Source organism: Acrocarpospora phusangensis (genome assembly GCF_016862995.1).
Taxonomy (GTDB): Bacteria; Actinomycetota; Actinomycetes; order Streptosporangiales; family Streptosporangiaceae; genus Acrocarpospora; species Acrocarpospora phusangensis.
Map to the genome: position 1 here is coordinate 1 of NZ_BOOA01000126.1, position 16,868 is coordinate 16,868.

13 protein-coding genes are annotated in these 16,868 nt (G+C 69.5%); 11 read left to right on the forward strand and 2 right to left on the reverse strand.

The genetic code is table 11. The features are described 5' to 3' along the window. Positions 1 to 271: 271 nt before the first annotated feature. Complete coding sequence (locus Aph01nite_RS38560) at positions 272 to 1,183, reverse strand: alpha/beta fold hydrolase (protein WP_204046033.1); 912 nt, start codon at positions 1,181 to 1,183, stop codon at positions 272 to 274. 315 nt (positions 1,184 to 1,498) lie between these two features. Next, a complete protein-coding gene (locus tag Aph01nite_RS38565) occupies positions 1,499 to 2,077 on the reverse strand; it encodes a helix-turn-helix domain-containing protein (RefSeq protein WP_204046034.1) in 579 nt (192 codons plus the stop codon). Positions 2,078 to 2,157: 80 nt separating this feature from the next. On the opposite strand from Aph01nite_RS38565, the gene Aph01nite_RS41895 reads away from it, so the two are divergent. The 11 genes from Aph01nite_RS41895 to Aph01nite_RS42370 all read left to right on the forward strand — a co-directional run bounded on the left by Aph01nite_RS41895 (position 2,158) and on the right by Aph01nite_RS42370 (position 16,852). Beyond that, entirely contained in the window at positions 2,158 to 3,891 is a 1,734-nt protein-coding gene (locus tag Aph01nite_RS41895; RefSeq protein WP_239162302.1) for a bifunctional NAD(P)/FAD-dependent oxidoreductase/class I SAM-dependent methyltransferase, read from the forward strand. A 176-nt stretch (positions 3,892 to 4,067) separates the two neighbouring features. Continuing rightward, complete coding sequence (locus Aph01nite_RS38580) at positions 4,068 to 4,739, forward strand: dienelactone hydrolase family protein (protein WP_239162303.1); 672 nt, start codon at positions 4,068 to 4,070, stop codon at positions 4,737 to 4,739. A 48-nt stretch (positions 4,740 to 4,787) separates the two neighbouring features. After that, positions 4,788 to 5,222, forward strand: a complete 435-nt coding sequence (locus Aph01nite_RS38585; protein WP_204046035.1) for a DUF2267 domain-containing protein — start codon at positions 4,788 to 4,790, stop codon at positions 5,220 to 5,222. Positions 5,223 to 5,563: 341 nt separating this feature from the next. Further along, positions 5,564 to 6,343, forward strand: coding sequence for an RNA polymerase sigma factor (locus Aph01nite_RS38590; protein WP_204046036.1), 780 nt, complete (start codon positions 5,564 to 5,566; stop codon positions 6,341 to 6,343). Continuing rightward, positions 6,340 to 7,023, forward strand: coding sequence for a C39 family peptidase (locus tag Aph01nite_RS38595; protein ID WP_204046037.1), 684 nt, complete (start codon positions 6,340 to 6,342; stop codon positions 7,021 to 7,023). The genes Aph01nite_RS38590 and Aph01nite_RS38595 overlap by 4 nt, the downstream gene beginning before the upstream one ends. After that, positions 7,020 to 7,529, forward strand: coding sequence for a hypothetical protein (locus Aph01nite_RS38600; protein ID WP_204046038.1), 510 nt, complete (start codon positions 7,020 to 7,022; stop codon positions 7,527 to 7,529). The genes Aph01nite_RS38595 and Aph01nite_RS38600 overlap by 4 nt, the downstream gene beginning before the upstream one ends. Continuing rightward, entirely contained in the window at positions 7,529 to 8,980 is a 1,452-nt protein-coding gene (locus Aph01nite_RS38605; RefSeq protein ID WP_204046039.1) for a hypothetical protein, read from the forward strand. The genes Aph01nite_RS38600 and Aph01nite_RS38605 overlap by 1 nt, the downstream gene beginning before the upstream one ends. 62 nt (positions 8,981 to 9,042) lie before the next feature. Then, positions 9,043 to 11,055: a dynamin family protein gene (locus tag Aph01nite_RS38610; RefSeq protein WP_204046040.1), complete on the forward strand. Its 2,013-nt coding sequence runs from the start codon at positions 9,043 to 9,045 to the stop codon at positions 11,053 to 11,055. Positions 11,056 to 11,061: 6 nt separating this feature from the next. Beyond that, a complete protein-coding gene (locus tag Aph01nite_RS38615; RefSeq protein ID WP_204046041.1) occupies positions 11,062 to 12,696 on the forward strand; it encodes a dynamin family protein in 1,635 nt (544 codons plus the stop codon). Next, positions 12,693 to 13,625: a hypothetical protein gene (locus tag Aph01nite_RS38620; RefSeq protein WP_204046042.1), complete on the forward strand. Its 933-nt coding sequence runs from the start codon at positions 12,693 to 12,695 to the stop codon at positions 13,623 to 13,625. Before Aph01nite_RS38615 ends, Aph01nite_RS38620 begins: the two co-directional genes overlap by 4 nt. Then, the gene (locus tag Aph01nite_RS42370) at positions 13,607 to 16,852 is read left to right on the forward strand and encodes an ATP-binding protein (RefSeq protein WP_204046043.1); all 3,246 of its coding nucleotides are present in this window, start codon (positions 13,607 to 13,609) and stop codon (positions 16,850 to 16,852) included. Before Aph01nite_RS38620 ends, Aph01nite_RS42370 begins: the two co-directional genes overlap by 19 nt. Positions 16,853 to 16,868: the final 16 nt, after the last annotated feature.

Genomic DNA, 16,868 nt, shown 5'->3' on the forward strand with positions numbered 1-16,868 from the left:
AAGTACCAGCTAGAAGGCCACTTCCGTCCTACGGAGGTGGCCATCGGCCTTTCTAGAGTGTCTTACTGCGCGACTACCCTTCTCGTAGCCAGCCGCAGCGCTCACACATCTGCCCCGGCCGGGAATGAGGGACCAGTCCTCATCGAGAGGCGGCCCGTCATGCGTCCGACGATGATGCCTCCCGTCCACCACTGGCCGGCCCGATAGTGAGAGACGTCAGTGCGAGTGCGCCATTAGGTCTAAAGAGGGCCGGGCGGTTCTGGACACGGTTTCAACGGCCGAGCATGAAGTCGCGAAGGGCGGTGGCCAGCCGGTGCTCGGCTTCGAGCGCGAGGCTGTGGCCGCACTGATCGAAGACATGGCTGCGTTCGACGCCCGCGGACACCTTACGCATTTGGTCGGCGACAAGAGGGCCGAAGAATTCCGTTGCGCTCACCGTCATGATCGGCAGCGTCAGTTTGGTCTGCTTGAGGTCGCGGTTGATGTGTGCGTTTCTGAGGCCGGCGCGATAGCTCTCAAGACAACCGCGCAGACCGCCTGGTGCCTTGAGGCAGCTGATCCACTCGGAGATCGCTTCCTCGGAGATGGCGTACGGGTTGTAGGTTTCGGCTTTGATCCAGTATTCCCAGAATTCTCGCTCGTGCCCGGTGATCAGCATCTCCGGGATGTGCGGCATCCAGAAGAACGGGATATGCCACAGCCAGATACCTTGACGCTGATACTGGGCAGAAATGTGGTCCGGCGTGAAGTTCGACCACTTCTCGAGGCCTTCACCGGAGAGTAGCATCTCGCCGAACGAAAGCGTTCTGACGTGCTCGGGTCGCGTGGCGGCAAGTACGTACCCATACTCCGCGCCCCGGTCCTCCCCATGGACGTGGTAGCTCGCGTGACCGAGCTGATGCATCAGCTCGGCCAGATCGGTTGTACTGGTTAGGCTGTCGTAGCCTTCCTCGGCCGGCGGCTTGTCGCTGTAGCCGAAACCACGGAGATCGGGCGCAACGATCGTGAATTGTTCGGTCAGCAGCGGAATTAGCTTGTACCAGTAGAAATGATTTTTTGGCGTTCCGTGTAGCAGAAGCAGCGGTTCACCCTGCCCGGCGGTCACGTAATGCATACGGATGCCGTTGACGTGCGCCCGGCCATGCGTGACCGGATTTCCTAGATGGTCGTAAATCTCAGTCATCAACCGTCCTTCCGCGAATCGTCGAGGCGATCGCATCTACTGCGGCGTGCCGGCCGGGAACGACTCGGCGCTGCACCCCCACACGGCACCTCACAGCATCAGCCGGGCGATCGACCTCCCGGTTACCGTGTGCCATAAACGCGCTCCTGAATGTTACGAGTGAGGACATGGAGGGATGTGGAGGCCCGCCGCGTGCGACTGGGGCTAGTACTACGGGGAAGGGGCGAGAGGCGGCCAGGGGTTAGGTCAGCGGTGGTCGACCTCGACATCGCGGTTCCCGACTGGCAGCGCCTGGCTCGGGCGCGGCGCAGATCGCTAGTCGGGGACGGATCTGGCGCGGAGGTGGACGCGTTCGCCCTGGCGGCCGAAGAGGACGAGGACTTCGACGGGGGTGGGGTCGGAGTTGCCGAACCAGTGGGGGATTCGGGTGTCGAATTCGGCGGCTTCGCCGGGGGTGATGAGGAGGTCCTGGTCGCCCAGGAGGAGGCGGAGACGGCCGTTGAGGACGTAGATCCACTCGTAGCCTTCGTGGGTTTTCTGCTCGGGGGCGTTCCGGGTGGGCGGGATGATCAGTTTGTAGGCCTGGACGCCTCCGGCGCGGCGGGTGAGGGGGATCATCGTCAGCCCGTTGTAGGTGACCGGGCGGAGGTGGACGCGGGGGTCGCCGGTCAGGGGGGCGCCGACCAGTTCGTCGAGTTGCACGCCGTACGCGCGGGCGAGGAGCAGGAGGAGCTCCAGGGTGGGGCGGCGCTGGCCGGATTCCAGGCGGGACAGGGTGGAGACCGAGATGCCGGTGGTGGTGGACAGGTCGGTCAGGGTGGTTTCGCGTTGGCGGCGGAGGGCGCGCAGGCGAGGGCCGACGGAGGCCAGCACACTGTCCAGATTGTCGTCCATGGGGGCAGTTTGCCATAACGGCAAGGAAGTTTGCGGAGTCTGAACCGGCGGTTGCATGGTGCTGGGTGGAGGTGGTCGTGATGACCAAGGAACCAGCGGATCGGCTGGCGGAGAGATTCGATGTGGCGGTGATCGGTGGCGGAGCCGCCGGGTTGAGCGGGGCGGTGATGCTCGGGAGGGTCCGGCGCTCGGTGGTCGTGATCGATGCGGGGTCGCCGCGGAACGCGCCCGCGTCGGGGGTGCACGGGTTCCTGACCCGGGACGGCATGAAGCCGGCCGAGTTGGTCGAGACCGGGCGTAAGGAGGTCGCCCACTACGGCGGGCTTCTGGTCTCGGGCGAGGCGACGACGGTACGCCAGAGCGCGGACGGGTTCGAGGTGGAACTCGGCGACGGGAGGGTCGTCACCGCGCGGCGGGTGCTGGTGACCACGGGGCTGGTCGACGAACTGCCCGAGGTCGCCGGGGTACGGGAGCGGTGGGGGCGAGACGTGGTGCACTGCCCGTACTGCCATGGGTGGGAGGTTCGCGACCAGGCGATCGGTGTGCTCGGGACCGGACCGGTCGCGGTGCATCAGGCGTTGCTGTTCCGGCAACTGACGTCCGATCTCGTGCTGTTCACGAATACCGCGCCGCCGCTGACCGACGAGCAGGCCGAGCAGCTGGCCGCCCTCGGCGTCCGGATCGTCACCGGTCCGGTGGACTCCCTCGTCGTCACCGACGACCGCATCACCGGGGTGCGGATGGCCGACGGGACCGTCATAGCCCGCCAGGCGGTGACCGTCGCCCCCCGGTTCGTGTCGTCCTCGCGGGTGCTGGCGGACCTCGGCCTGCACCCCACCGCGCACCCGACCGGCCAGGGCGAGTTCATCGCCGCCGACCCCACCGGACTCACCGAGGTCCCGGGCGTCTGGGTGGCCGGCAATGTCACCGACCTCATGGCCCAGGTCGTCACCTCGGCCGCCGCCGGCACCTTCGCGGCCGCCGCCATCAACGCCGACCTGATCGCCGAAGACACCCGCCTCGCCGTCACGGCCTACGGGAGCACATCTGCGAACGGAATTGAGAACCCCATGACCCGGCAGGGAGACGCTCCCGACCCGATCGCCGCGACCACGGCCGAGAGCCACGCCACCAGCACGGCGAGCGCCGCCGGCCACGGCCATACCCACGATCAGGACATGGACGTCAGTGCGCTCTTCACTCAGCAGTTCTGGGACGAACGCTACGGCTCCGCCGACAGGATCTGGAGCGGCAACCCCAACCCGCGACTCGTCTCCACCGCCACCGATCTCGCCCCGGGCAGCGCGCTGGACGTCGGCTGCGGTGAAGGAGCCGACGTGATCTGGCTGGCCTCGCGCGGCTGGCAGGTCACCGGGGCCGACGTGTCCCAGGTGGCGCTGGACCGCGCCGCCAAGCAGGCCGCCGAAGCCGGCGCCGAGATCGCGAACCGGATCACCTGGGAGCACGCCGACGTCCTGACCTGGGACCCCGCACCGCGACAGTTCGACCTGGTTTCGGCGCAGTTCATCCACCTCCCCCGCCCGGAGCTCCAGGCCCTCCACCGGCGCCTGGCCGCGGCCGTACGCCCCGGGGGAACGCTTCTCGTCGTCGGCCACCACCCGAAGGACCTGGAGACCACGATGGGCCGCCCCCACTTCCCCGACCTCATGTTCACCGCGGAGCAGATCGCGGCCACCCTGGACCCGGACGAGTGGGACATCACGGCCTCCTCGCCCGGACGCCCGGCCGTCGACCCCGAAGGCCGATCGATCACCGTCTTCGACGCCGTCCTCCGGGCCGTACGGCGCCGCTGAACCACTCCGGGACTTTCGGCCCTACCACGAAGGGGGCTTTCGGGTCGAAGGTAAAGAGGGAGGTCTACGTGCTTGCCGGTTTGCGACGTGCGAGTTGGGGCGGCATCTCGGGTGGTCCGTACGGCGAGCTGAACATCGTCGGGGCCGCATCCCTCGGGGGAGAGCACGGGAAGATCATGGCTAGTTCCGATATGGACGACCACGTCGAGGAAGTCGAGGTGAACGCCGGGCGGGTACGGCTGGGCGGCCAGTTCGCCGTCCCGGCGCACGCGACCGGAGTCGTGGTCTTCGTGCACGGCAGCGGCAGCAGCCGGCAGAGCCCGCGCAACCGGTACGTGGCCTCCGCGCTCAACCGTGCCGGCCTGGCGACGCTCCTGTTCGACCTGCTCACCCGGGAGGAGGAGGTCAACCGGCGCAACGTGTTCGACATCGAGCTGCTGGCCGCGCGACTCATGCGGGTGACCGACTGGCTGGTCGAGCAGCCCCGGGCCACCGGGCTGCCGATGGGCTACTTCGGGGCCAGCACCGGGGCCGCGGCCGCGCTCTGGGCGACGGCGGAGCTGGGCGACCAGGTGAACGCGGTCGTGTCCCGGGGCGGGCGGCCCGACCTGGCCGCGCCCAAGCTCCCCGCCGTACGGGCGGCGACCCTGCTGATCGTGGGCGGGGACGACAAGGTGGTGATCGATCTCAACCGGGCGGCGCAGGTGCGGATGCGCTGTGAGAACCGCCTGCAGATCGTCCCCGGCGCGGGCCACCTGTTCGAGGAGCCCGGAGCGCTCGAAACGGTCGCGGAACTGGCCCGCGACTGGTTCGCCGGTCACTTCGTCCACGGAACCGTCCGTCCCTGACCGGGCCGAACGGCGGCGATCGCAGGTATGGGGAAGGCGGTGAGGGTCATGTCACCCACAGGAGTACACAGTCTCGAACGCACCATTCACACCACCAACCGCTGGTTGGCGGACCTCGGCAACTCCATCGGCACCGAGGACCGGGAGTTCGTCTACCACGTGCTGCGGCGCTGGCTGCACTCCGTCAGGGACGGCCTGACCGTGGAAGGCGCGGCCCACCTGGCCGCCCAGCTGCCCGACCTCCTGCGCGGCATCTACTACAACGGCTGGAACCCCAGCGCCGTCCCGATCCGCCGGGACCGCCAGGAGTTCATCGAACACTTCGCCCAGTCGGGCCGCATCGCCCGCACGGACGTCCCCAAACTCGCCCCGATCGTCACCGCCGCCCTACGCGATGAAATGTCCCCCGCCCCCGTCGAACACGCCCTCAGCCAACTCCCCCAAGACATCCGCGAACTCCTGCAACCCCCCGAATCCTCGTGACGGTGGGAGAGGTCCCGGGCCTTCGGAGGATTCGGGTTGAGCTTATTTCCGGGCCTAGAAGCCCAATTTTAAGGGACGCCAATTCCTTGCTGGAGGAAAGTCCCTTATGTTGCAGTTGTTCGATGGCCTAAAACGGTCAGAGTGTGGCTTGGGAGGATATTTCTGGTTTCGGTTGTGGTGAGGGGTGATTGGCAATTGGCAACCTTAGTTTTGGTTGGAATCTTGATGTCTGGGATGGGGGGTGATAGGTAGAGGGCGATGGGACGCGGGGGTCCTTGGTGGCGGGGTTGGAACGGTTTAAGGGCTGAGGGCGTCCGGTGGGGTCGTTTGAGGATGTTTGGGTGGGGGTTCAGGGGGAGGTAGCCGCCTATTGTCGGCGGGTTACCTGGCAGCGGACGGATGCTGATGATCTTTTTCAGCGGATAGCGGTTCGGGCTTGGCGGGGGCATTCGAGTTTTCGCGGGGAATCGCAGTATGTGACCTGGGTGATGGCCATCGCGGCGCGAGAGGCCGCGCGCTTCGGTATGGAACGATCCAAGCAAGCCGGCCGAGAGGTTGTCCTCGATCAGCAGCTCGAAAAGGACGAGCGCGGAGGCCAGGCTTCGGGTCCGGATGCCGGTGATCAACCGGGGTGGTTGGGCGAGGCGCTGGAAGGGGCGTTTCGGAAGGGTGCCGTCAATCGGCTGGAGTTCGACGTCGTACGGCAGCGGTTGGCCCAGCCCGGGATCACCTGGGCCGGGATATCCGAGTTACTCGGGGTACGGCCGGAGGCGTGTGCGGTCGCGCATTGCCGGGCCGTACCCAAGTTGAGGGTGTTCCTGTTCACCGAGCATGCGGAGGACATCGGCGGGCTGGAGGCGCTGGAGCAGGGGTTCGGGCGGGCCGGGGCGGCGCGGCGGGAGCGGCTCAGTGCGAGTGAGGCGGAGGCGTTCCGGCTGGTGGTGCTGGAGAAGCGGGCGTATCGCCGCCGGGGATGGCAGGGCGCGTTAAGGGCCGCATGCACGAAGGTCGCGCGATATCTCCCCGATCCCTGGGAAATTCCGGCAATCGGTAAAGATGCCCCGACCCCCCGGGTCTATCAGGTGAACGTTCGTTCTCACCCGCCCGGAGGCGCCGAATGAGCTACGACACACCTGGAGATCTCGCCCCAGACGTCCCCCCACCGATCGATCTCGGCATGGTGGATGTCCCCTACAGCCTGGACGTGCTCCCCGACGGAAGGGAGTCCCTCGTCCTCGGGGACGTCTCCGGCCTCGCCGAGTACAACCACCTCCAGGGCACGAACCCCGACTTCCAAGGCACCTGCGGCCTCTGCTCCGACATGAATCAGCTCCGCCGATTCGGGGTGGACGTCACCGAGGCCGAACTCGTCGACTACGCCGTCCAGAACGGCTTATGCAACGTCTCCGACGACCCCACCAAATCCGGCGGAACCACCCCGTTCGAACAAGCCAAGATTCTGTCCGACTTCGGCGTTCCCGCCCATGTGGAAACCGGCGATTCCCTGGAGGATCTGGCCGCCAACGTCGAACAAGGGCGCGGCGTCATCATCGAGGCCAACGCGGGTGAACTCTGGCAGGACGCGAACTACCTCGAATCCGGTCAGTACAACCACGCCGTCAGTGTGACCGGCGTCGCGCGAAACCCATCAAATGGCGAAATCCAAGGCTTCTTCATCAACGACAGTGGAACCGGCGAATCCGGCAAGTTCGTGGATGCCGCCACCATGGACGCCGCCTGGCTGCAGGCCGGAGGCTTCAGCGTGGTGACCGACATCGCGAACTCGGGGAGGACAATATGACGGAATTCATCGCGTACGAGCAGATTCGCAAGAAGATTGCGACCCACCCGCTCCGGCAGAGCGAGATCCCGGCCGAACACTACGTCTCCGCGCCCCTGCCCACGCTGCGCTGGACGACCCCGGCGTACGCCGTGTTCGCCGCCCCGGCCGCCCGCGCCCCGGGCCGCCCGCTCCGGCTGAGCCCGCCCGACCGCTGGTGGGCCATGTCCGCGCGACGGCGCCAGGTGCTCGTGTACGCGCACCAGAGCGTCACGCCGTACGGACAGATCCCCACGGAAGCGGTCACCGTCACGCCGACCGGACGGACGTTCGCCCAGGCCAAGGAGGACCTGCGGCTGTTCGACGAGCTGATCGGCGAGGCCGCGCCGCACTTCTTCCGCGGCGAGACAGGTCCCGAACCGATCAGGGCCGACGTCGGCGAGATCCTGCACGCGGTGCTCCCCCGCGAGGGCCTCCCCTGGTTCCGGGCCCTGACCCCCGACTTCTTCGACTGGCTGGAGCGGTGATGGAGCACCAGAGGATCCTCGCGGACACGGCGGCGCTCGCCCGCGCGCGGGGATGGGCCACGGTCACCGCGTTCACCGGCTCCCTCCAGGACCCGGCCGACCGCACCCTCACGCTGTACGCCTCCGCCGGCACCGACAGCACACCCCTGCGCGCCTGGCTCGAATCCGCCGGGCACCCGGTGACCACCGGCGACCTGGAGAGCGCGCCCACGCTCACCGCCAACCGCGTCATCGTGGCGCTCCAGTGCGGTCAGCTGCTGACGCCCGAGGCGGTGGAGGCGGCCACGGCGATGCTGGCCAGGCCGTCCCCGACGGTGCGGGTCGTGATGGTCGGCGCCGAGGCGCTGGCCGGACCCGGCGATCTCCAGGTCGTGGAGCGCAGCGCCTGGCGGCTGCTGGTGGGCGACCCGGACGAGGAGTGGGCGGGGCAGAACCTGGCCGAACGCGGCTGCCTGCTGTGGAGCGGCACCGCCCTGACCCCTCGGGTGGAACGGGATCGTGAACTGCTGACCGCCTGGGCGAACACGCCGGGCGAGGATCTGATCGGCGGCGCGCGGGCCGCGTACGCGCTGGCGCTGGCCGATCGGGAGCACGCCGATCAGCAGGCCGCCGCCTCGACCCGCGAACAGCGGCACCTCGCCTCCACCCGTACGACCGTGGCCGAGGCCGGTCAGCGGCTGCTGCGCCGGTTGGACTCCGACCTGCTCACGTACGAGCGGCAGGTGGCCGCCTCGCTGCAGATGCTGGAGCAGGACCTGGTCAACGGGCTGGAGGCGTACCTGTCCCGGCATCGCCAGCAGTTGTCGGACAGCGGCGCGGTGGCGGTCGTCAACCGCTACTACGAGCAGGGGGTGCAGCGCTGGCGGCGGACCAACGCGGCGGCGTTCTCGGCGCGGGTCGCGCAAATCAACAGCGAGACGGCGGACCTGCTCGACGACGTGGACTGGGACCTGGTGAACCGGGTCGCGCCGCACGCGTCGGGCCGGACCTACCCGGGCGTGCTGGCGGACGGCGTCCAGCTGACGCCCGACACCGACACCTCCGATCCCCGGATGGCGGCCTCCTGGCGGCCGCCGGAGAAGTCGTCCGAACTGCCGATGACCCTGGTGGGCGGCGCGCTCACCGGAGCGGTCGCGCTCACCTTCGGCGTCGGCCTGCTGCCCGCCGCCGCCCTCGGCACGCTGGGCGCGACCGGCACCCATCTGGTCGGCCGCTACCTGCGGGGTGGCCAGGCCGAGCAGGAGATCGCCGTCCAGGCGCGGGGCGCCATCGTCGCGTCCGTCGCCACGGTCCGGCAAACGGCGGCGGAACGTATCAAAAGGTCGCTAGCCGCCTCTAAACGACAGATGGCCTGGCATTTCGACCGCCTCGACCAAGCCCTCGACCAAGCCTCCCCAGAGCCGGACGACACAGCCGGCGACCAGCTCCGCGCGTTACGGCAGCGGCTGTAGCCCCCTCAAAGCCCCTAAGCCCCTCAAGGCCCCCTCAAAGCCCCCTCAAGGAAGGAAGCACGGTGGCGAACACCGAGAACGTCTCCGAGCTCGCGGAGCGGATCAAGGCCGGGGTGGACCAGGCCAAGTCATCCGCGACGCGGGCTATCGACGACCTGGCCGGCATCGCCGAGTCCCTCGCCATGCGGGAGACCTCCGACCGGCTGCGCGAGACCGGGCGGCAGCTGCGGTCCGACACGTTCAACATCATCGTCATGGGCCGCTTCAAGAACGGCAAGTCGACCCTGCTCAACGCGCTGATGGGCGGCACCACGGTGCCGGTGGACCTGCAGGGCCACAAGGGGCCGATGGTGGTCGACGACCTGCCCGCCACCGCCATCCTGACCGGCGTGCAGTACGCGGACCCGCCGTTCGTGAAGGCGTGGGGTTTCGATTCCAAGGCCGAGGAGTGGACGTTCTCCCGCTACCTGCAGGAATCCTCGCTCTATTACGACGAGGAGGAGAACATCAAGCGGTTCGCCCACATCCGCCAGTTCGAGATGGGCTTCCCCGCGACCCTCTGCCAGGCCGGCGTCATCGTGTACGACTCACCCGGCCTGGACGAGAACCCCACCAGGAGCGCGGTCACCCGGGACGCCACCGGCCGCTGCGACGCCGCCATCGTGGTCTACCGCAGCGACTCCCCCATGGGCATGAGCGAACTCGACGAGGTCTCCCGGGTGGTCGCGGACGGCACCCGCGTCTTCAGCGTCGTCAACCTGATGCACGGCAAGAAGGCCGACGAGAAGCTGAAGGGCTTCTTCTGGAACAAGTACGTCCGCGACCACCAGCAGGGCCCCTCCTGGACCGGCCAGGACCTGGCCACCCGCGGGATCTACTTCGTGGACGCCAACCAGGCCAGGGACGGCCGCTACACCGGCGACCAGCGGATGATCGAGGCGTCGGGGCTGCTGGAGTTCGAGAAGCGCCTGGCCGCCTTCCTCAACGAGGAGCGCCTGCACGAGCACCTGAAGAAGTACGCCACCCAGGCCAGCACCATGGCCGCCACGGTCGAGCAGCAGATCGCGCAGCGCCGGCAGGCCACGCAGGCCGATCAGGCCAGGCTGCGGGAGGCGTACACGAGCATCCTGCCGAGCCTGACGGCCATCAAGGACCGGCCGGCGAAGATCCCGCGCCTGTTCAAGCGGCACCGGGCGCGGGCGGAGAGCGAGCTGATCGCCAGTTTCACGGCGCTGGTATCCCGGATCAGGGCCGAGCTGGCGGGCCACCTGGAGTCGGTGGAGATCTCCAGGTCGCTGATCGCGGTGCTGCGCCAGGAGAAGATGAAGCGCGAGGTCTCCGACGCGATCAACCTGTTCGTGGCCGCCCGGATCGAGGAGTGGGGCAGGACCGAGGCGGGCGCGATCCTGCGTTCGGTCCTGGAGGAGCTGGGCGAGGACCTGGAGAACGAGATCGCCACGATCGGGCGGCAGTTCGACGAGATCCACCTGGAGCTGACCGGCTGGAAGGTGGAGGCCGGGTCCGGCTCGATCGTGGGCACCACCGACCGGGTGCTGGGCGCGGTGGCCGGGCTGCTGTTCGGCAACGTGGGCGCGGTGGTCGGCGGCGGCGCGGGCGGCTGGCGCGGCGCGCTGGGCGGCGCGGTCGGCGCGGCCGGGGCCTGGCTGGCGATCGGCGCGCTCGGCGTCACCGCGGCCCCCGTGGTGATCACCGTGGTGCTGCTCTCGGCCGCGGTGGCGAGCATCGTCGGCGGCAACCTCGGCCTCGCCGAGCGGGCCAAACGCGCGGTACGGAAGGTCGCCGACGACCAGCTCCGCCTGATGCCCGAGGAGAAGAGCGCCGCCATCGCCCGCGAGCTGGCCGAACGATTCGACGCCATGGAGGCCACGGCCACCAGCGAGATCTCCGCGCTCATCGACGAGGAGGAGCGCAACATCCAGGAGATCGTCAGCATCAACCAGCGCGAGCAGGGCGAGAAGGACCAGATCCTGGCCGATCTGGACCGGAGCGCGACCGCGCTGGCGGCCTGCCAGCTGGAGCTCAAGCGGGCCCTGACCATCGCGCAGCAGAGGTGAGCCACGATGCTGGAGGAGATCACGCGACGCGCTGACCAGCTGTTACCGGAGTGCGCCGGGAACGGTGTGCGGGACAGCTTCCAGGCGGCGGTCGAGCCGCTGCGCCGGACCGAGGCCACGATCGTGTTCGGCGGCCGGTTCAGCTCCGGCAAGTCCAGCCTGATCAACGCCCTGATCGGCCGGGCGCTGCTGCCGACGGACGACTATCCCGAGACGGGTGTGCCCTGCTGGATCCAGTCGGGCTCCCGGGATCAGGCGTTCTCCTACAACGGCAGGAAGCGCAGGCTGCTGGCCTTCAGCACGTCGGCCATCGCCCGGCAGGTCTCCCTGGTGGACTCCTCCGGCGACTACCGGGATGAGGTGCACCGGGTCGAGCGCATCCTGCTGACCCTGGCCAGCAGCTCGATCCCGCCGGACGTGACCTGGGTGGACTCGCCGGGCATCGACGACACCGCGGCGATGAACGCGCGCGCCACGGAGGCCGCCTCGGCGGCGGATCTGCTGGTCTGGGTGGTGAACTCGCGGCAGCCGATGTCGGAGACCGAACAGGCCTTCCTCAACGACCACATGGCGCAGTTCGGCACGAGCAAGGTGCTCTTCGTGGTCAACGTCTTCCTGGGCCAGGACACCCCCGAGTACTGGCGGCGTTTCCTCGCCGAACGCGCCGAACCCATCCGGACCCGGATCACCTCCGTGTTCGGCCACCGCCCCCAGGTGGTGTTCGTGTCCGCGCGGGCCTGCGCCGGCGATCCGGCGGCGTACGGCGGGCCGCAGGCCCGTCACCTGCTGGACTCGCTCAGCCCGCGCGTGCTGACGGCTCGGCTGGAACACGCCGCCTTCGGGGTCCGCGGCGTCGCCGAGGAGATGGAGGACCGCGTACGCCGGCACCAGTCCGCCCTCGAACATCGGCGCGACCAGATCGCCCGCGAGCGCGCCAAGTTCAACGAACGCGAACGCGGCTTCCGCAGGGCCCTCAACCAGGCCGTGTCCGCCTGCTTCGCCCGCCACCGGGAGGAGATCGAACGCTGCGGCCCGCAGATCGAGGCCCAGATCGAGAGCAACTTCCTCTACAACACCGCGTACGGCTCGCTGCTCACCGGCAAGCTGCGCGACGCCGCCGACCGCCTGGCCGACGACCTGGTCGCCGCCGCGAACGAGTGCGCCCGCGAGAACAAGTACCGTGCCCTCCCGGCCGCCGCCGTCAAGCGGCTGAAGGACAGCCTCCGGCCCCCGGACGTGACCGTCCCGGTGAGCAACACCGATGTCCGGCTGGGCAAGGGCGGCGCCGGCGCGGCGATCGGCGCCACCGTCGGAACGTTCCTTTTTCCCGGCGTGGGCACGGTCGTCGGCGGTGTGCTCGGCGGCCTGATCGGCGGCGGCAAGGGCATCAACGACTCCATCCGCGTCGACCGGGAGGCGACCAAGGCCAGCGCGCGCACGGCCGGACGGGACGCGGCCGCCCGCCTGATGGCCCGCCAGGAGGAGGTCAGGCAGCTGATCCTGGCCTCCTGTACGCCTTCGGGCCAGGCGCCCGCCGACCCGGACGAGACCCCGCTGCTGTCGGCCAGGACACTGCGCTTCAAACTCCACGAACTGGCCCGCGACTGCCTGGCCGAGGCGGAACGGCGCATGGTCTCATGACCGCCGCGATCGGCGTAGACCCGCAGCGTTCCCGCAGCTCGATCGTGCTGCGGGAGTCTTCCGGGCTGGGCACCCAGATCTCCGTGGTCGGGGACGGCCGCCGCCGGTTGATCCCCAACGCGTGGGGCGGCGGCGCCACCGAGGATCCGTGGGACCCGGAGTTCCTGCGGGGGATTCGGGGGAGGCTGAGCCAGTATCTGGGGGTTGACGCGGGGTACCGGATCACGCTGGCCGTACCGCTGGAGAAGCGGGTGCTGGAGGTGTGCGCCGCGGCCGGGCTGACCGGGGTCGGGTGCGTGGATCCGGCGGACGCGCTCCTGTGCCGGTGGCTGTCGGAGCCGGTGGACGGCGCCTGGCGGGGACGGGTCTCGGTGGCCGTAGTCGGGGAGACCCGCACATGGCTGGCCTCCTACCAGGTGAACGCCGACCAGTCGCAGGTACGGCGGCTGCCGGGGGCCCGGTCGGTTCCGTACGGGTCGGGGGCGTGGTGTGCGGAGTTGCGGCGGATGGTGCTCGATCGGTGCGGGGAGGGGGCGGTCGATCCGGTGGCCGTACTGGACGGGGTGTACGAGTTCGGGGCCGCGCTGGATCCGGTGCAGCCCACCCAGTGGCGGGGGCCGCTGGCCGAGCGCATGTTCACGCCGCTGCGGCTCTCCCGCGCGGAGATGCTGGCCTGGCCGAGCGTGCGCGAGGTGACCGGCGCGTTGCGGGAACTGGAGGGGCAGGTGGTCGTCGGCGGGGTGGGGGCGATCTGGCCGTTCTACGACCGGGCCTGGCGGAGCGACGCGCCCGAGCACGATCTGGCCGTGGGGGCGGCGTGGTGGCCGGAGCTGGCGCCGTACTTCAGCGGGCTACCGGTGCCGGCGGCCGAGCCGGCGACTTTCACTGGCCAGGACGAGGGGACAGCGCCATGGCTGCGGTCGAGCTGAGCCGGCACGCGGGCGAGAACGTGCCCCGGCTGCTGATGTCGCTGCTGGAGCGGCGCTACCTGGCCGACTTCCAGCCGTCGTACTGGCGGTCGGATCTGAGCGAGGACAGTGTGCCCATGCTCGGCGAGGTCCGCAGGCTGGGCCGCCCCCGGCAGGGCGAGGACACCACGGCCGCCATGGCGCACGCGCTGACGGCCGGCCACTGGCACGGCCACGCGATGATCATGGCCTTGCACGGCACCGGCTCCCGGCACCGCATCCACCTGGGCGGACGCCGCCTGGCAGGGGTCTCGCGCGGCTCCACCGGCGACTTCCTCCAGGCGCAGGCGAGCGTGCTCCGCGCGCACCTGAGCGGTCTCGAACTCGGCGGGACCGGCCCGCTCGGCCAGGGCGACACGAGCGAACTGTCGGCCTTCCTGCGGTCCGCCCCCGCGCTCGCCCTCATCACCGGCATCCCGTCGCCCCGCGCCGGCTCGACCGCATTCCAGAGCCTCGACCGCCTGGTCAACGCCGTCGGCGACCGCAACTACGCCGTCGTCGTGGTGGCCGAACCCCTCGACCTCGCCACCACCGACGCGACCCTCGACCTCTGCCGAAGCCTCAAACGCGACATCCACTCCTATGTACGGCAAAGCCTCACCGAAGCTCACGGCGACAGCGACTCCACCACCACCTCCAGGACCGAGACCGACAACCGGCTCTCCCCGCTGACCGCCTCGCTCGCCGGGCTGGCCGCGTTCGCCACCGTGATCGGGATGTTCACCGAGAAGATGGGCGGCCTGGCCCAGCCCGCGTTCATCCTGGCCGGGCTGGCCAACGCGCAGCGCAGCACCACGGTGAGCACCGGCAGGACCGAGACGACCACCCGATCCGTCGGGATCGAGGTGCTGGACGCCGAGGCGGAGGCCGCGGAACGGCTGCTCCAGCGGCACATCGACCGGATCGAGCAGGCCAGGAGCGCGGGCTGGTGGCGCACCTCCGTGTATCTGGCCGCCGACAGCGACGGCACGCTGGACGCGGTGGCGAGCGCGCTGCGCGGCATCTGCGCGGGCGACGCGACCGCGCTGGAGCCGCTGCGGGTGATCAGGCCCGCGCCCTGGCTGGTACGCGGGGCCGCGCTGGGCGGGCGGACGCTGTCGCTCACGCCCGCCCTCGGGAAGCAGGGCCACCCGCTCGGGCCCGCCTTCGAGTCGCTGGGCACCTGCGTGACCTCCGACGAACTCGCGGTCCTGATGAACCTGCCGACGCGGGAGATCCCGGGGCTGCCGATGCGCGACATCGGCGAGTTCGCGCAGTCCGCTCCCTCGCCGACCGGGCGGACGGTGGAACTCGGACGGCTGCTGGATCCGCTCGGGCGGGAACTGCAACCGGTCACGCTCACCGCGGACGCGCTCAACCGGCACGTCTTCATCTCCGGCATGACCGGGTACGGCAAGACGACCACGGCGATGAACCTGCTCACGCAGGCGTACACGGAGTTCGGGGTGCCGTTCCTGGTGATCGAGCCGGTGAAGGCCGAGTACCGGGAGCTGGCTCGGCATCCGGCGTTGCGCGGGCGGCTGCGGGTCTACTCGATCGGGGCGGACGCCGCGTTGCCGTTGCGGCTCAATCCGTTCACTCCGGTGCCGGGGGTGCCGCTGGCTCGGCACATCGATCTGCTGAAGGCCGTGTTCAACGCGGCTTTCCCGATGTACGCGGGCATGCCGTACGTGCTCGAAGAGGCGATGCTGGAGCTCTACACCGAGCGTGGGTGGGATCTGGACACGTCCTTCAACGATTCGCTCGGCTCGCCCGAGGATCTGAGTGCGCTCACGCCGACCCTGGGTGATCTTTACGACAAGATCGAGGTCGTGCTGGACCGGCGGCAGTACGCGCGGGAGGTCCACCAGAACATGGGTGCGGCCCTGCGGTCCCGGCTGCGCAGCCTGATGCTGGGCGGCAAGGGCATGGCGCTGAACACCAACCGCTCGGTCGCGCTGGACGAGCTGTTCAGCCGGCCCTGCGTGGTCGAGTTGCGCAACCTCGGCGACGACGAGGAGAAGGCGTTCATCATGGCCCTGCTCCTCAGCCTCCTGTACGAGTACGCCGAGACCCGGACCGGCAAGGGATTACGCCACCTCACGCTCATCGAGGAGGCGCACCGGCTGCTCCGGCCCGCCCGGGGACCCGCCAGTTCCGAGAACGCCGACTCCCAGGCCAAGGCCGTCACGATGTTCACCGACATGCTCGCCGAGATGCGCGCGTACGGCGAAGGCTTCGTGATCGCCGACCAGATCCCGACCAAGCTCGCACCGGAGATCGTCAAGAACTCCAACGTCAAGATCCTGCACCGCCTGGTCTCCCTTGACGACCGCGCCGTCGTCGCCGGTACGGTCAACCTCACGGACGCCCAGTCACGCCATCTGGCCACGCTGCCGCCGGGGGAGGCGGTGGTGCATGATTCCCGGATCGGGTCCGCCGTACTGGTGCGCATGCACGAGCCGGCCACCGCCGGAGAGGCCGCGCCGCTCGTCGGGCACGACCTGACCTACCTGCACCGGGACGGCGGCTGCCGCCAGTGCCCTTCCCCCTGCACCGCGTTCGGCACCGCGGAACGCCAGTCCGTGACCACCGACGCCGCACTCTCCGCCTTCTTCGCCGGCCTTCTCACCGCCACCGCTGAAGATCTCTGGCCGCTCTGGAAACGCTGGCGCGACACCGCCGGCGACGCCGCGTACTGCATGGCGACACGCTCCGCCCACCGCTGGCTCACCACGATCGTCGAAGCCCGCGCCCTCGCCGTCGGCTCTCCCGATCTTCCGCCCGCCGAACGCCTCCGCAGAGACCGCGCCGCCCGCCAGTTCGCCCGCCTCTGCGCGATCTGGTGCGACTCCCCCGAACTCACTCCAAAAGCCGCCACCCGCTACACGGACGTCCAGGCCGCCCTCAACCAACTCCTCACCCAGGACCCGCCCCGCGAGCTCCCCGGCTGCGCCACCTGCCCGTCCCGCTGCCACGCCCTCCCGTTGATCGCCCCGCACCTCGCCTCTCTCGGCCCCACCATCGCGTCCCGCGCCACCAGCGCCATGTCCCCCGCCGCCCGAGCCCGCGGCATCGCCAAAGCCGCCGAAAACGTCCTGCCCCTCTCCTCCGGCGCCCTCCACTGCCTGGTCGTCAACGCCACCGCCGACCTCCCAGTGGACCTAACCGACCTCCTGCCCGAACTAAAAACGGCTGGAATGGCCTAGACGCCGGATTTATCCG

Excerpts from the sequence above, each read along its gene's own strand:
- Aph01nite_RS38605 (WP_204046039.1), top strand. The coding sequence starts at position 7,529 with ATGGAGCACCAGAGGATCCTCGCGGACACGGCGGCGCTCGCCCGCGCG.
- Aph01nite_RS38560 (WP_204046033.1), bottom strand. The coding sequence starts at position 1,183 with ATGACTGAGATTTACGACCATCTAGGAAATCCGGTCACGCATGGCCGG.
- Aph01nite_RS38620 (WP_204046042.1), top strand. The coding sequence starts at position 12,693 with ATGACCGCCGCGATCGGCGTAGACCCGCAGCGTTCCCGCAGCTCGATC.
- Aph01nite_RS38565 (WP_204046034.1), bottom strand. The coding sequence starts at position 2,077 with ATGGACGACAATCTGGACAGTGTGCTGGCCTCCGTCGGCCCTCGCCTG.
- Aph01nite_RS41895 (WP_239162302.1), top strand. The coding sequence starts at position 2,158 with ATGACCAAGGAACCAGCGGATCGGCTGGCGGAGAGATTCGATGTGGCG.
- Aph01nite_RS38600 (WP_204046038.1), top strand. The coding sequence starts at position 7,020 with ATGACGGAATTCATCGCGTACGAGCAGATTCGCAAGAAGATTGCGACC.
- Aph01nite_RS42370 (WP_204046043.1), top strand. The coding sequence starts at position 13,607 with ATGGCTGCGGTCGAGCTGAGCCGGCACGCGGGCGAGAACGTGCCCCGG.
- Aph01nite_RS38615 (WP_204046041.1), top strand. The coding sequence starts at position 11,062 with ATGCTGGAGGAGATCACGCGACGCGCTGACCAGCTGTTACCGGAGTGC.
- Aph01nite_RS38580 (WP_239162303.1), top strand. The coding sequence starts at position 4,068 with ATGGCTAGTTCCGATATGGACGACCACGTCGAGGAAGTCGAGGTGAAC.
- Aph01nite_RS38585 (WP_204046035.1), top strand. The coding sequence starts at position 4,788 with ATGTCACCCACAGGAGTACACAGTCTCGAACGCACCATTCACACCACC.
- Aph01nite_RS38595 (WP_204046037.1), top strand. The coding sequence starts at position 6,340 with ATGAGCTACGACACACCTGGAGATCTCGCCCCAGACGTCCCCCCACCG.